Annotated in this window: 14 protein-coding genes and 1 riboswitch; all 14 genes read right to left on the bottom strand. The window is 41.9% G+C overall.

Annotated elements, in window-relative coordinates; translation table 11 throughout:
• Position 1 precedes the first annotated feature (1 nt).
• The gene (locus PLANO_RS12345; RefSeq protein WP_038704744.1) at positions 2-592 is read right to left on the bottom strand and encodes a cob(I)yrinic acid a,c-diamide adenosyltransferase; all 591 of its coding nucleotides are present in this window, start codon (positions 590-592) and stop codon (positions 2-4) included.
• Positions 589-996 (bottom strand): bifunctional adenosylcobinamide kinase/adenosylcobinamide-phosphate guanylyltransferase, encoded by a 408-nt coding sequence (locus PLANO_RS12350; RefSeq protein ID WP_038704745.1) that lies wholly within the window; start codon positions 994-996, stop codon positions 589-591. The genes PLANO_RS12345 and PLANO_RS12350 overlap by 4 nt, the downstream gene beginning before the upstream one ends.
• Positions 948-1,532, bottom strand: a complete 585-nt coding sequence (locus PLANO_RS12355; protein WP_038704746.1) for a histidine phosphatase family protein — start codon at positions 1,530-1,532, stop codon at positions 948-950. The genes PLANO_RS12350 and PLANO_RS12355 overlap by 49 nt, the downstream gene beginning before the upstream one ends.
• The gene (gene cobS, locus PLANO_RS12360; RefSeq protein WP_038704747.1) at positions 1,505-2,275 is read right to left on the bottom strand and encodes an adenosylcobinamide-GDP ribazoletransferase; all 771 of its coding nucleotides are present in this window, start codon (positions 2,273-2,275) and stop codon (positions 1,505-1,507) included. Before cobS ends, PLANO_RS12355 begins: the two co-directional genes overlap by 28 nt.
• The gene (locus tag PLANO_RS12365; protein WP_038704748.1) at positions 2,272-3,729 is read right to left on the bottom strand and encodes a cobyric acid synthase; all 1,458 of its coding nucleotides are present in this window, start codon (positions 3,727-3,729) and stop codon (positions 2,272-2,274) included. Before PLANO_RS12365 ends, cobS begins: the two co-directional genes overlap by 4 nt.
• A gap of 4 nt (positions 3,730-3,733) precedes the next feature.
• Complete coding sequence (locus tag PLANO_RS12370; protein WP_038704749.1) at positions 3,734-4,282, bottom strand: bifunctional adenosylcobinamide kinase/adenosylcobinamide-phosphate guanylyltransferase; 549 nt, start codon at positions 4,280-4,282, stop codon at positions 3,734-3,736.
• On the bottom strand, positions 4,264-5,343 hold the full coding sequence (locus PLANO_RS12375; RefSeq protein ID WP_038704750.1) for a pyridoxal phosphate-dependent aminotransferase: 1,080 nt from the start codon (positions 5,341-5,343) through the stop codon (positions 4,264-4,266). Before PLANO_RS12375 ends, PLANO_RS12370 begins: the two co-directional genes overlap by 19 nt.
• The gene (cbiB, locus tag PLANO_RS12380; protein WP_038704751.1) at positions 5,330-6,283 is read right to left on the bottom strand and encodes an adenosylcobinamide-phosphate synthase CbiB; all 954 of its coding nucleotides are present in this window, start codon (positions 6,281-6,283) and stop codon (positions 5,330-5,332) included. Before cbiB ends, PLANO_RS12375 begins: the two co-directional genes overlap by 14 nt.
• On the bottom strand, positions 6,280-7,746 hold the full coding sequence (locus PLANO_RS12385) for an adenosylcobinamide amidohydrolase (RefSeq protein ID WP_038704752.1): 1,467 nt from the start codon (positions 7,744-7,746) through the stop codon (positions 6,280-6,282). The genes cbiB and PLANO_RS12385 overlap by 4 nt, the downstream gene beginning before the upstream one ends.
• A gap of 2 nt (positions 7,747-7,748) precedes the next feature.
• The gene (locus PLANO_RS12390; RefSeq protein ID WP_038705455.1) at positions 7,749-8,741 is read right to left on the bottom strand and encodes a FecCD family ABC transporter permease; all 993 of its coding nucleotides are present in this window, start codon (positions 8,739-8,741) and stop codon (positions 7,749-7,751) included.
• Complete coding sequence (locus PLANO_RS12395) at positions 8,734-9,705, bottom strand: ABC transporter substrate-binding protein (RefSeq protein WP_038704753.1); 972 nt, start codon at positions 9,703-9,705, stop codon at positions 8,734-8,736. The genes PLANO_RS12390 and PLANO_RS12395 overlap by 8 nt, the downstream gene beginning before the upstream one ends.
• Positions 9,706-9,879: 174 nt before the next feature.
• Positions 9,880-10,066: riboswitch (cobalamin riboswitch) on the bottom strand.
• A 46-nt stretch (positions 10,067-10,112) separates the two neighbouring features.
• Complete coding sequence (argS, locus tag PLANO_RS12400) at positions 10,113-11,774, bottom strand: arginine--tRNA ligase (RefSeq protein WP_038704754.1); 1,662 nt, start codon at positions 11,772-11,774, stop codon at positions 10,113-10,115.
• Positions 11,774-12,181, bottom strand: a complete 408-nt coding sequence (locus PLANO_RS12405; protein WP_038704755.1) for a YwiB family protein — start codon at positions 12,179-12,181, stop codon at positions 11,774-11,776. Before PLANO_RS12405 ends, argS begins: the two co-directional genes overlap by 1 nt.
• A 194-nt stretch (positions 12,182-12,375) precedes the next feature.
• Complete coding sequence (locus PLANO_RS12410) at positions 12,376-13,599, bottom strand: cation:proton antiporter (RefSeq protein ID WP_038704756.1); 1,224 nt, start codon at positions 13,597-13,599, stop codon at positions 12,376-12,378.
• Positions 13,600-13,637: the final 38 nt, after the last annotated feature.

A 13,637-nucleotide genomic window follows, 5' to 3' on the forward strand; every position in this document is an offset into this window, starting at 1 on the left:
CTTACTCACCCGTTTTTTTGCTACGTCCGCCGTTTTTAAATACTTTCGCACTGCGAACATATTCGTTATCCGGCACGCTAGCACGCGAGTTGACTACGCGTGAAGCTGCGAATAAATAATCCGACAACCGGTTTAAATAACGTTGAACTACTTGTGGGAAATCTTCTCCAGATTTCATCAACGTAACTGTTTGTCTTTCAGCACGACGTGTAATTGTACGCGCAATGTGGAGCGTTGCAGCAGCTGGAGTTCCTCCAGGCAATATAAAACGTTCAAGAAGTGGTGGTTCTTCCATCAATTCATCAATTCGTTTTTCTAGAACTTCTACTGGTTCTTCTGTCATTTTATAATTCGGCTCTTTACGAACATCTGCCAAATCTCCACCACAATCAAATAATTCGTTTTGAATGGCTTCTAAATCTTCCAGTAAATCTGCATAAGTTTCAGGTGCCAATTCAGTCATCGCTTTGCCTATAAATGAATTGACTTCATCAATTGTTCCGTATGCTTCAACGCGTGGTGCATCTTTGTCTGTACGCGCTCCGATTAAACTTGTTTGTCCTTTGTCCCCTGTTTTCGTGTAAATCTTCATCCTTGATCCGCCCCTTTTATCGTTTGTGGAATACCGTACCAAATTCGTGTAATTTGCTGTGCTTCCGTAAATAAAAATTGATACAACCGGCCAACAAGGTCGCGCATTTCACGCTCGATCCGCTCTGTCGGCACGATGCCTCGGTTCAAATCTGTTAACACCCAGATTTGTTGCGATGAATTGTAGTGTAGTGTTTCTTTGATTTGCTCTACAATTTGCTGTTCTGTTAAGCCTTGTTCGAGCTCTTTTTTTACCCAATGCTCTACTCCGGCGATTACCATTATCGAATCATCGACAATCGCTTGTGGCAATACGCCTTCATACCAAGATGCTTTTTCATTTTGTATCAAATTTTTCACATATTGTCGTTTGCCGTTAAAGGCTCCACCGAAAACGATGTGCATAATGCCCGCTCCTCAAACGCTTGGCGACTTTGCCAAATTAACGTATGGCAGCCTCCGTGTAGCGCAATTTGATCTTGAAATTTCTCACCTAAAGCTTGTGCGATTAAATAACGAATCGGTCCTCCGTGAAGAACTAATGTAACTTTTTTGCCAATTGGTATTTTCCGCATGCCTCGCTCAACTCGCTCCGCCATGTCTTTTAAACTTTCACCACTAGGCGGGCTAATGTTCCAAGGATCGTCTATCCAGTCGCGATAATGTTGTATTTCTTTTAACTGTTCATAGGTTTTCATTTCCCATTGGCCGAAATGACATTCTCGCAAATCTCTATTTGCCCGGTAAACTGCATCTGGGAACAATTTAGCTGCGGTTTCTCGACACCGCTTTAAATCACTGCCCATAACTTCTTTTATCTGCAAATCAGGTTGAGCATCGAATGGCAAAACCGATTCATCGGTCCAGCCAATATAACGTTTTTGCTCGTTTCCTCGTGTTGGAGCATGGCGAATTAAACGAAGAACAAAAGAATTATCCATAATAAAATCTCCACTCCTTCCACATACGCACCAAGCAAATCTCCCGTCACGCCACCAAAGTTGCGGATACACCAAGCGCGGTAAAACCATGTAAATCCTATTAAAAAGATGATTATGATAATAACCGCTAAAAAAGGCGTACTCCAAACAAGTAGCATGAAGCTAAAAACAAATGCTGCGATGGCGACAAGCCTCAATTTATCATGGCTAACTCGTTGCTGAAAAAAGGCAGCTACGCCATCTGGCTTTGCCGATTTTGTAAAACTAAACAAAGCCAATAAGCCAATTCGCGAAAACACAGGTATCAATAAAACCCATAACAGTGATACTTCATTAATGATTTCAGCCACAAGAATGATTTTTCCCACAATGGCCATTACTAACACCATCGTACCAAAAGCACCGATTCGTGGGTCGCCCATAATCGCCAAACGCTTGTCACGGTCTTGATAAGAAAAGTAAGCATCTCCGGTATCTGCCAATCCGTCCATATGCAATCCACCGGTCAATGCAATTCCAATCAAAACCACTATAAAACCGATTATTAATGAACTACTATCTGTCGCATCACGCAATAACCAAACAATAGTTGCCATTATGCTACCAAATAATAGCCCTAGTATAGGGAGCATCCCATACATGACCGTAATGTATTTTTTCTCCATCGGAAATTGTTTATGGACTGGAATCACAGAGAAAAATTGAAGTGCCAATAGAAATCCGATCTTTAACTGGCGTGTCATAGGCTTGCCTCCATTATTTCTGTGACTTTCTTCCAGTCTAAATAATTTTTCACATGTTTTGCCCAGCTATCAATAGGATCTTCCCTTTTTTCATGTGCAGGTAACGGTAAGTTTTTCTGTTTGCGAATCGGCGCTAAAAATGCAGCTCGGCAGCTTGGGTTACGGAAAAATCCGTGTAGATGCGTACCCATTACCCGATTATAGCAATAACCTTCTCCCGAGTTTCCACAATCGATTAAAGAATGTTCGACTCCTGATACTTGGCCATGATGAATTTCATAGCCGCTCACTTGGACTTCTAAACTTCCGAATTTCACTTTTCCTTTTTGACGTTGAACCGTTTTTTCTTTTTCAAAAAGGACATGCATATTTGGCACCAAACTAAAGCCCGCTTCGGCTATTACTGCAACACCATCATGTCCCTCGGGATCTGATAAAGTTTCAGCAAACATTTGATAACCACCACATAAGCCGACCACCCATGTATCAGCTGTTAATGATTTCAACTTTTCTCCAAGCCCCTGCTTTTTCCAATAGCGCAAATCCGCAATGGTGCTTTTTGTGCCTGGCACCAATAAAATATCAGGTTGTCCAATTTCTTCTACAGTTTCTACCCAACGAATCGAAACATCTGGCTCGGTTAAAAACGGCTCAATATCGGTGAAGTTGGATACGTAAGGATGCTTACAAACCACTAAATCAATTGCGCCTTCAATAGCAGATTGCTGTTGCACCACTCCGACTCCGAGAGAATCTTCTTGCTCGATTTCGTGACTGTCCATATAAGGGATAACGCCAAGTACCGGAATGCCTGTATACGATTCTAAAAACTTCACGCCGTCTTCAAAAAGCTTGGCATCTCCTCTGAATTTATTGATGATCAAGCCTTTTATACGCTCTTTTTCTGGCACTAACGCGAGCGTTCCAACAATTGATGCAAAGACGCCGCCACGTTCAATATCTGCTACTAAGATTACCGGAACATCTGCCCGCTTTGCCACTGTCATATTGACCAGTTCGCGGTCGTTTAAATTCATTTCGGCGGGACTGCCCGCTCCTTCAATAACTAAATGGGTGAAGCTTTCTGCTAAATTGGTCAGTGCTTGATCAATTGCTTGTAATCCTTGTTCGTAAAATTGTGCTCGGTAGTCCATGCCGTCCATTGTTTCGAGGTGTTTACCAAACAACACCACTTGTGATTTCATGCCGCTTTCAGGCTTTAATAAAATAGGATTCATATCGACAGTGGCGATCGTGCGAGCTGCTTCTGCCTGTACACCTTGCGCGCGACCAATTTCTTCGCCAGACACCGTCACATAGGAGTTGTTCGACATGTTTTGTGATTTAAAAGGAGAGACTTTCACACCTTCATCCGAAAGAATTCGGCAAAATGCCGTACAAAGCATACTTTTTCCAACATCTGAAGAAGTTCCTTGAATCATTATTCCTCGCATGTTCTCACTTCCTTCTAAATGCCAGACCATTTTCCATTTCGATTGCTTTATCCGCTCTTTCTACAAGCCACATGTGAATTTTTCCAAGCCACGCTTGGTATCGTTCGTCTCGCACAAAATCATCGAGCACTTCATTCGAAACAATAGTCAATAAATCAACGGTATTTAGCATTTGCTCAATTGTCTTTTGCAAGTGGCTCCATTTCGCTTCCATACAGCCAGCTTTATCCGCACATATATTATTCGTTTCCCAACCTTCGTATAATTCATTGGCGAGCCATGTCGTCACACAATCCCATAACACTAAGTCATGCGGTTGCATTTTTTCGATCGCCTTTTCCATGTGATTTGCTTGTTCGATGGTAAACCAGTCGTCTTGCAAGCGATCGAGTTGATGACGCTCAATCCGTTCTTTCATTTCCTTATCGTGAGCTTGTCCACTTGCGATATACACTTTACGGGTCGCGCCAAATGTGCGGACAATCGTTTCGGCATAAGCACTTTTGCCACTGCGTACGCCTCCGCTAATAAAAACTAACTGACCTCGAGCCATTCGCTTATCGCCTCCCGAAGTTTTTCCATATAGTCAGATGATTTCATGCCGATTCGAAACCACTGGCCATCCATTCCTTGAAAAGATTCGGTATGACGAAGGACAATCCCTTTTTTCAAAAGGTCTGTAAAAAATGCAGTGGCATTTTTGGATTTAGGCAACTTAAATGACATGAAATTCACCGCAGATTTTGTTGTCTCACAATGGTGCATTGTTAAAAACCGTTGCATCTTTTCTCGCTCATCTGTTGCTGCTTTGATCACTTTTTCGCGATAATCACTTTGCTTTAAACAATCTGCGCCGATTGTTGCGGACAGCGCATTAACGTTCCAATGCGCAGCTCCACTTTTTAATTGTTTGATTGTCTCTTTCTGACTGACTACATAACCGAGACGCAGACCTGGAATCGCATACATTTTGGTCATGGAACGAACGACAATAACATTTGGAAATCTGTTTAAAAATGGTATGAAAGAAGCTTCTTCACCGATAAAATCGATAAACGCTTCATCAAGCACGAGTTCACAACCGTGATCTAGACACGTTTTCGCGATATGTTGAAGCATTTCAATATGTATGAATACACCCGTTGGATTATGCGGATTGCATATGTAGATTGCAGCACATCCCGGTATAGCATTCCGGACATTTTCGAGTGTTAATGTCCAATCGGTTTTTGATTGCAATTGAATCGCCTTAACCTCAACATTCTCCGCTTCCAAGGTTTGGCGGTATTCCGAAAAGGCTGGCTCGATTAAAACTATTTGTTGATTTCTATACCTTCTAGCCAACCAAGTAAAAACTTCAGCTGCTCCGTTTCCTACAGCTATTTGGTCCACACCGACATGATGAAAAGATGCCGCAGACGAACGAAAAGGTTCACCATCTGGATCTGGATAAGAACCGATTAATGGATACATTTCCGACCATTGATCTTTTAAAAACGCAGGTGGACCAAATGGGTGGACATTTTCACTAAAATCCAAAATCTGTTCGGGTGGGCTGATGCCTGCTTGTTTATATAAGCGCAGTGGATTGGCTCCGTGATTAGGTAATTCCAAGTAAAATTCCCCCTAACGCAAATAATATAAAAAACCCAATTGTTACTTTCTGCATATGTCTAATTGCCTCTTTAATATGATGTGCTTCAAGTTGGTAAATCGGACTTCCCATTAACGCACGATGCGATGTAACGCCGCGGTACCGATTTGTTCCACCTAATTCAACACCTAATTGAACAGCCGTTGCCGCCTCTAACCAGCCACTGTTTGGACTTGGATGCTTAGGTGCATCTTGTAACCAAATTCCAAGACGCTGACGTAATGATCGTGTTTGATGACTTTTTGTTAGAACGATCAGTAAAAACCCTGTTATGCGACTTGGTATAAAATTCAAGACATCATCTGCTTTTGCAGATGCAAATCCAAAGTCCCTAAACTCGTCATTTTTGTAACCGACCATTGAATCGAGTGTATTAACGGCTTTGTATAGCCACAAACCTGGTGCCCCAAGTAAAAACGCCCAAAATAATGGGGCTGTTACGCCATCACTCGTATTTTCAGATACCGTTTCGACAACGCCACGCGTAATCTCACTTTCATCTAATCCATCTGTGTCTCTTCCAACAATCCATGATAATTTCTCACGTGCCAAGTCCATATTTTGATCGACAAGGGGCTGATAAACATCCATCGCTGCATCTTTCAGCCCTTTTTGTGCCAGTCCTGATGCGATTAACAACGCTTCTATCGCAACACCGAATACCGGATTGATCGAGTAAGCTAAATAGACAATGCCATATACAATTAAGAAGACCGCAATCGCAATCGTTATAAGTAGTAAAAACCCGTTTTGGAATGTATTTTTTCCCCGATTCCAACGATTGGTTAATTTTTTTATTGCAGTCCCAATCCAACGAACCGGATGCGGCCAATTAGGTGGATCTCCAACAATGCGGTCAATAACGATTCCTAAAAAAATTGCTATTAGATGTAACATCATACGTTTTTCGCTTTCGCTAGTTCATATAATTCGAGCGCTTTAATTGTGCACTCAAAAACACCAATGCCGATTAATTTGCCAAGCTCTGTGATAGGACCTGCATAAGGTAAACTATCACCTTGTTGCGTGGCCGCTACTAAACAGCTGTCAGTAGATGTCCCTGTTGCAATCGTACCCGTGAGCGGATCTTTGACTTGTCTTTCTTGAAGTGCTTTCGTTTTAGCTTCAGTCGCCGTAATCATCGCTTGTATAAACGCTTCGTCTGACAAAACACCGTTGACCATAATCCACGTATTAATCGTTCCCACCTGTACCGTTCGTTCTACCGCTTTTGACACGTCTACACCATTGCCGACGCCAGCAGTAACCGCAATAACGACTGACCCAAATGGTCCTTCGTATTCTTTAACAATCGCGTCTTTCGTTTGAACGGCGGTCATCATCCCTACTGTGTCAGTTATTTTCAACCCATGACTCTCTATAAACTCGGTCATTTCTTGAACACTGTCATCTACGTTATAAGCGGCATCTACACGACGATTCATAAAATTTCGGAACCATCCAGCTCCTGCATTGACAACAGCCGAAGAAACCGTTTTTAATGGCGTTGGGCTCTGGTACAGCACCATATTTTTTGAAACGATAAAATCTTTTGCACAAATTCGATGGTTCTTTATTTCACTTTTGACTCCTGGCAATAACGTAATTTGCGGTTTTGGCAATTCCGGATGCGGATGATTGCTAACTCGCGTTTTGTAAACTGCTCTAATATCTTGCTCTCGCACCACTTCGTGCGGTTCACCAATTCGAACAATCGTTCCTTCATCGAGCAATAATAATTGATCGCAATACATAGATGCTAAATTGATATCATGGAAAATCGATACGATGGTTAAGTTTTTTTCAATCGCTTGTTTTTTAATTGTATCGAGCAATTCTTTTTGGTGATTAATATCTAAATGATTGGTAGGTTCATCTAACAACAAAATCCCTGCGTCTTGCGCTAACGCTTGTGCAACAAAGACACGCTGTTGTTCGCCACCCGACATTTGGTCAATTTGTGTTTTTTCATATTGGCTAATGTCCATCAATCTCATGGCTTCTTGTACCGCCTGCTCATCTTCTGTTGACCAAGAAGAAAACCAGCCTACTTGATGGGGGTAACGGCCAAGTGATACTGTTTCCCGAACTGTATGAGCAAAAGAATGAACGTGAAGTTGAGGCAATACGGCCATTTTCTTAGCTAGTTCTTTTGCTGGAAAATCTGAAATTGGTGTTCCTTCAATGCGAATTTCTCCACTCTTTGCTGGCAATACGCCACTGATTAATTTCATTAGTGTTGATTTACCACTGCCATTCGGTCCTAGTATACCGAGGATCGAGCCTTTATTGACGGTAAATGACACGTTTTCAACGATTTTTTTCTCGCCATATCCGCCTGTTAGTCCACTGATTTCGAGCATCGTTAAGCTCCTCCTTTGCGTTGACGGAAAAAGATAAAGGCAAATACTGGTGCTCCGATAAACGCAGTAATGACACCAATTGGTAATTCTGTTGGAGAAATAATCGTTCTTGATACTAAATCACAAACGATTAATAAAGCAGCCCCATTGATAAAAGATAAAGGCAACACATGACGGTGATCCGACCCCCATAGTAATCGAGTCATATGTGGCACGACTAAGCCAACAAAACCAATTGTTCCTGAAACGGAAACGGCAGCACCTGTCAGGACAGATCCCCCAATTAAAATCGTCATTTTGCTTTTTTTCACATCTACACCGAGATGTTGCGCACGTTCTTCACCAAACAACATCGCGTTCAATTCACGACGTTTGAGCCATAATACAAATGAGCCAATCAAGACGAAAGGCAATGCCATTCGCACATATGGCCACCCACGCATTGAGACGCTTCCGAGTAACCAACCAATTATTTGACGTAATTCTTCACCGGTTAAGGCAATCATCAACGAAATAATCGATCCAAGAAAAGAACTAAATATAATACCTGTTAAAATCACGGTTTCCATTTTCATCGAGCGATCCACCAATCTCGCAAAACTGACAACAGCAAACATCGTCAGTAATGCGCCGATCATGCTCATAACCGGTAAAGTGAATGGCCCTAAAAACGGGATAGAGATACCAAAAAAGAGCGTCATCACAGCGCCGACTGAGGCACCGGAAGACACTCCCAGGGTGTAAGGATCGGCCAATGGATTTTTCAAAAGCCCTTGAAAAGCTGCGCCAGCAATCGCTAACGCGGCTCCAACAAGTCCTGCTAAAACCACACGTGGCATACGAATATTCCATAAAATATTGGCAGCCGCTTCATCGAATGAAGGATTCCATAGCACCACCGGTGATATAGATACCGTTCCGACCGTAACACCTAACAATACCGCTCCCACTAACAGAAATAGCGAGACGCTATACGCTAGTATATTTTTACTCATTGAATACATCAGGATATACTGCCTGTGCCATTTCCATTAGTCCCGCTGTTAAACGTGGGCCAGAACGAGTGAGCATATCTGAATCTAAGCTGTAAACCGCTTCCTCTTTAACTGCTGTTACTTCTGCAAAGCCACCACGAGACTTGATTTGACCGACTGCATCTTCAACATAAGCGCCTTCGGTTGTAATAATGACGTCTGGATTTGCTGCAACGATTGCTTCTGGGTCCATAATAACCCATCCTTCTAAGTCGCCAGCAACGTTTTCTGCATTAATCAACGTTAACATTTCGTCCATGAACGTCCCGCTACCTGTTGTGTAAATATCCGGTTGACTGCCGACTTCTAAAAAGACCGTTTTTGGTTCTTCAACTGTTGCTGCCAACTCTTCAATCGAGGCTACTTGAGCTTCCATTTCCGAGACAATATTTTCCGCTCTTTCCATGCTACCTGTTGCTTGTCCGATTGTCGTAATCGAATCGTAAACTTCATCAAAGCTCTCTACATTTTGAACAACAAATACATCAAGACCGGCATCACGTAATTGTTGCAGTCCGGCATCGCCCACACCTAATCCTGATTCGTGTGCTAAAACTAAGTCTGGTTGAAGGCCAATGATTTTTTCAACATTGAATTCTTGTCCGCCGATTTTTTCAACGTCAGCTGTTTCTTCTGGGTAGTTGTCATATTCCGATACGCCAACGATTTTATCGCCCAATCCTAGCTCATAAGCAATTTCTGTATTAGATGGAATCATTGAAACAATGGCTCCAGGCTCTTCGTCAATGACAACTTCATTGCCTACAGCATCTGTTATTGTTACCGGAAACTCAACTTCCGCAACTTCAGTTGGTGGTTCTGCTGGTGTTTCGACTTCTTTTTCCGGAGCTGCTGTTTCTCCGCATCCTGCCATTAAAACTGCTGCTAATCCTGCTGTTGCCCCAAACTTCCATAACTTGTTCATCAATAAAATCCCCCTAGAGTATAGTGTTCTTGTTATAGAAAATCTTTGCAGACGGTCCCTTATTTGTGAACGACCCAAAACGAATCCAAAACAAAATCCCCCGCAAAGTTCTGCGAGGGATTGAAAGGACGCCATAAAAAAGCATGCGCATCCAGCCTTTCCTCGCAGGCATATGAGTGTGTTGACATAAAGGCAGGTCTCCTGGCTTGTGATCGTTGGTTTTTGCTCCTTCCCAAAGCGTTGCTTCAGTGGCATATTGCAAATTCCTCTCACGTACAGTGGCGGGACCGCGCCGGAATCGAACCGGCTTCCCTTTTAACTCATGTTCTTAGACATAAGCACCTTTATGAATTGCTATTAAGTTCTGTTTCTTGGTTTTATTATACACGCAATTGTTTAGCTTTTGCTTACATTTTTTCAGGAGCTTCGACGCCTACTGTTTTTAATGCATTCGCTAATGTTGTTTTCACAGCCGTGATCAATGCTAAACGAGCACTTGTCATCTCGACATTTGATGCATCCAATACTTTATTGGCATTGTAGAAGCTATGGAAATTTGACGCTAGCTCTTGGATATACGTTGTAATGCGATGAGGTGCACGTTGTTTTGCTGCATCTGCAATGACTTGTGGGAAATCACCGATCTTTTTCAAGACATCAATTTCTTTTTCTGAAGTCAATAAATTCAAATGCTCTTCTGAAGCTAGCAAACCTTGCTCTTCAGCTTGACGCAAGATCGAACTAATACGCGCATGCGCATATTGCGAATAATAAACTGGATTTTCGTTTGACTGAGAAACAGCCAAATCCAAATCAAAGTCCATATGCGAATCACCTGAACGCATTGCGAAGAAATAACGCACAGCGTCTAATCCGACGAGTTCGACTAGCTCGCGCATCGTTACCGCTTTACCAGTACGCTTGCTCATCTTCATTTTTTCGCCGTCTTTATACAATTGCACCATTTGAATAATGCTAACTTCAAGCGTTTCACGGTCATAACCAAGTGCTTCGATCGCTGCTTTCATCCGTGGAATATAGCCATGGTGATCAGCACCCCAAACGTTGATCAACTTACTAAAACCACGTTGCAATTTATCTTCATGGTAAGCGATATCTGGCATTAAGTATGTGTATGTGCCATCATTTTTAATCAATACGCGATCTTTGTCATCGCCAAATGTTGTTGAACGGAACCAAGTAGCGCCTTCTTCTTCAAAGACATGACCATTTTCACGAAGTTTAGCTAGAGCTTCGTCAATTTTACCGTTTTTGTATAGTGATGATTCTGGGTACCATTCATCAAACTCAACGCGGAAGTTCGCTAAATCATGCTGCAATTTAGCTAATTCTACTTTCAAACCGTGTTGACGGAACGTTTCAAAGCGCTCTTCATGCGTCATGCTGACAAATTTATCCCCGTGCTCTTGTACTAATGCTTCTGCGATATCTTTAATATCTTGTCCGCGATAGCCGTCTTCCGGCATGCTGTCGCCTTTACCTAACGCTTCAAAATAACGCGCTTCAATAGATAACGCCAAATTGTTAATTTGGTTACCGGCATCGTTAATATAATATTCACGAGACACATCATAGCCCGCTAAGTCTAAAATATTGCAAAGCGAATCGCCAACTGAAGATCCACGTGCATGCCCTAAATGCAGGTCACCAGTTGGGTTAGCCGAAACAAACTCGACTTGTATACGCTCATTAGCACCAGCTGTTGAACGACCATAGTCTTCTTTTTGCTCTAGCACCGTTTTGACAACGTCCTGCAAATAATCTTTTTTGATCGTAATGTTGATAAATCCTGGTCCAGCAATATCTACTGTTTGAATGTTTGCTGCATCTTTATCAAGATTTGCTACAATCGCTTCTGCAATCGCACGAGGTGGCTTTTTCGCCAAACGTGTTAACTGCATCGCAATATTCGTAGCATAGTCACCGTTTGTTTTATCTCTTGGCGATTCTAACTGTACTTCAACAGCCTCTGTTGTTAATTCTGCTTTTTCGATTGCTTCTGCAAATGCCGTTTTAATGGCGTGTTGAACTTGTTCTACTGCATTCATTATTTAACCTCCATAAATTGTATTTCCATTTCGTATTCCCCGACAGGATCTGAACCTAACGATAAATCGTAACGAACCATAAACCGCGTATCGCTGACAGAAAGCTCATGCGCTTTTGTCGTCAACATAAATGACCCTTGTTCATTTGTTAGATTGCCGGTTTGTTCTTTATGTAATAAAAAAGGGAGCCGCATCTGCAAGCCGCCGCTTCTCATAATCACTGCTTCATTTTCTTGAAGTTTAACTGTCGTCCGAATTTCAAGGTCGTCTTGCTGCTCGGCATACTGCAAATAGCGCAGCTGGTTTTTCTCCGTCAATGTTCCTCGAGATTCCAACACCATTACTTGTTCTTCCATATCCGGCTGACGGATCGTCGTTGTCAGTTTTATTTCCACTGTCTTTTGCATGTCTCTCCGCCTCCCCATCAAATAATAACCTTCTCATTATAGCCCGATTCACCCGCCTTTTTCAATACAGCACTCATTGTTTACGCCAGTTCTTTTTATCTGAACGCCAAGAGTTAAGAAATTCGACAATTGATACAGAAAAAAACCGACCCTATTATTACAGGATCGGTTTAATTTTATTGGCATTACTGTTTTTATTTTGATTGCAGTCCTAATAGTTTGATCAATGGTTTAATGGTTAACCCTTGGATGACGAGAGAAAACAGAACGACCGCAAACGTTAGGATTAAAATCGTTTCACGTCCGTCAAAACTTGCCGGTAGACTTAATGCTAAGGCAATGGATAAACTCCCTTTTAATCCGCCCCAGTTTAATAAAATCCGCTCTTTTCGATTTAAATCTTTGGCTGGCATCGTACTGAAAAATAGCGCTACAACTCTCGCCACTAAGACGATAACAATGGCCAATACAATAATTACATATTGTCCAGAAAAATCGATATTGCGAATTTCTAATCCGACAATCAAGAAAATTAACGAGTTCGCAATAAGTGTAATCACGTCCCAAAAGGTATTGATCGCATTTTTCGTTAACTCGGACATTCCAATTCTAGCGCCGTAATCATTAAAAACAAATCCTCCTGCCACTACAGCGATGATTCCTGATACGTGAATATGTTCTGCGATAAAATAGCTGCCGAAAAACAATAATGCAGATATGGCAATTTCAAAAGGATAATCGTCATAAAAACGAAGAATTTGTGAAAATAAGTATCCAAGAATGACGCCGACCAATATTCCTCCTACAGCAAAACGAAGAAATAGTAACACGCCACTGCCTAATCCTGCCCACCCCATATCAATATAAGTTAATAAATAAACAGATGCAATTTGAAATAGAACGATCGCAATTCCATCATTAAAAAGTGATTCACCTTCCATAATCGTTGACAGCTTTTCTGAAACGCCTGCCGATTTGAAAATCGATAAGACACTGATTGGATCGGTTGCACTCATTAACGCCGCAAACGTAAAAGCGACTGCTAAAGGAAGACCTAATAAAAAGTGAGTTGAAAAACCAATAAGTACAAATGAGATGAACGTCCCACCTAAAGCAAGACCAATTACCGTTTCTTTTCGTTTATATAAGTGATGAAAGGGCAATTTCAAAGTAGCATCCCCAAGTAAGATCGGTAAAAATAGTGAAATGATAATGACTTGAAAAACTTCTGACTGGGTAATAAATTGTTCCGCCTGATCTATAAAAGGAAATGGAAAACTGGTGGTACCAAGTAATAGCCCAACTAAAACTAATGCGATTGTATCAGGCTGCTTTACTTTTCTAGCGATGCCGACGACCGTTATCGCAATGGCCAATAAAACCAATACTTGTATGAACACTTCATCAAACTCATGCATAAGTCACTCTCCTTTCAGGATAATTGCTTACTCCATCT

The sequence above is a fragment of the Planococcus sp. PAMC 21323 genome (assembly GCF_000785555.1).
Lineage (GTDB): Bacteria > Bacillota > Bacilli > Bacillales_A > Planococcaceae > Planococcus.

Coding starts and splice junctions, on each gene's coding strand:
- cbiB (WP_038704751.1), bottom strand. CDS start 6,283: ATGATGTTACATCTAATAGCAATTTTTTTAGGAATCGTTATTGACCGC.
- PLANO_RS12345 (WP_038704744.1), bottom strand. CDS start 592: ATGAAGATTTACACGAAAACAGGGGACAAAGGACAAACAAGTTTAATC.
- argS (WP_038704754.1), bottom strand. CDS start 11,774: ATGAATGCAGTAGAACAAGTTCAACACGCCATTAAAACGGCATTTGCA.
- PLANO_RS12385 (WP_038704752.1), bottom strand. CDS start 7,746: ATGCTCGAAATCAGTGGACTAACAGGCGGATATGGCGAGAAAAAAATC.
- PLANO_RS12410 (WP_038704756.1), bottom strand. CDS start 13,599: ATGCATGAGTTTGATGAAGTGTTCATACAAGTATTGGTTTTATTGGCC.
- PLANO_RS12370 (WP_038704749.1), bottom strand. CDS start 4,282: ATGGCTCGAGGTCAGTTAGTTTTTATTAGCGGAGGCGTACGCAGTGGC.
- PLANO_RS12395 (WP_038704753.1), bottom strand. CDS start 9,705: ATGAACAAGTTATGGAAGTTTGGGGCAACAGCAGGATTAGCAGCAGTT.
- cobS (WP_038704747.1), bottom strand. CDS start 2,275: ATGACACGCCAGTTAAAGATCGGATTTCTATTGGCACTTCAATTTTTC.
- PLANO_RS12350 (WP_038704745.1), bottom strand. CDS start 996: ATGCACATCGTTTTCGGTGGAGCCTTTAACGGCAAACGACAATATGTG.
- PLANO_RS12390 (WP_038705455.1), bottom strand. CDS start 8,741: ATGAGTAAAAATATACTAGCGTATAGCGTCTCGCTATTTCTGTTAGTG.
- PLANO_RS12405 (WP_038704755.1), bottom strand. CDS start 12,181: ATGCAAAAGACAGTGGAAATAAAACTGACAACGACGATCCGTCAGCCG.
- PLANO_RS12365 (WP_038704748.1), bottom strand. CDS start 3,729: ATGCGAGGAATAATGATTCAAGGAACTTCTTCAGATGTTGGAAAAAGT.
- PLANO_RS12355 (WP_038704746.1), bottom strand. CDS start 1,532: ATGGATAATTCTTTTGTTCTTCGTTTAATTCGCCATGCTCCAACACGA.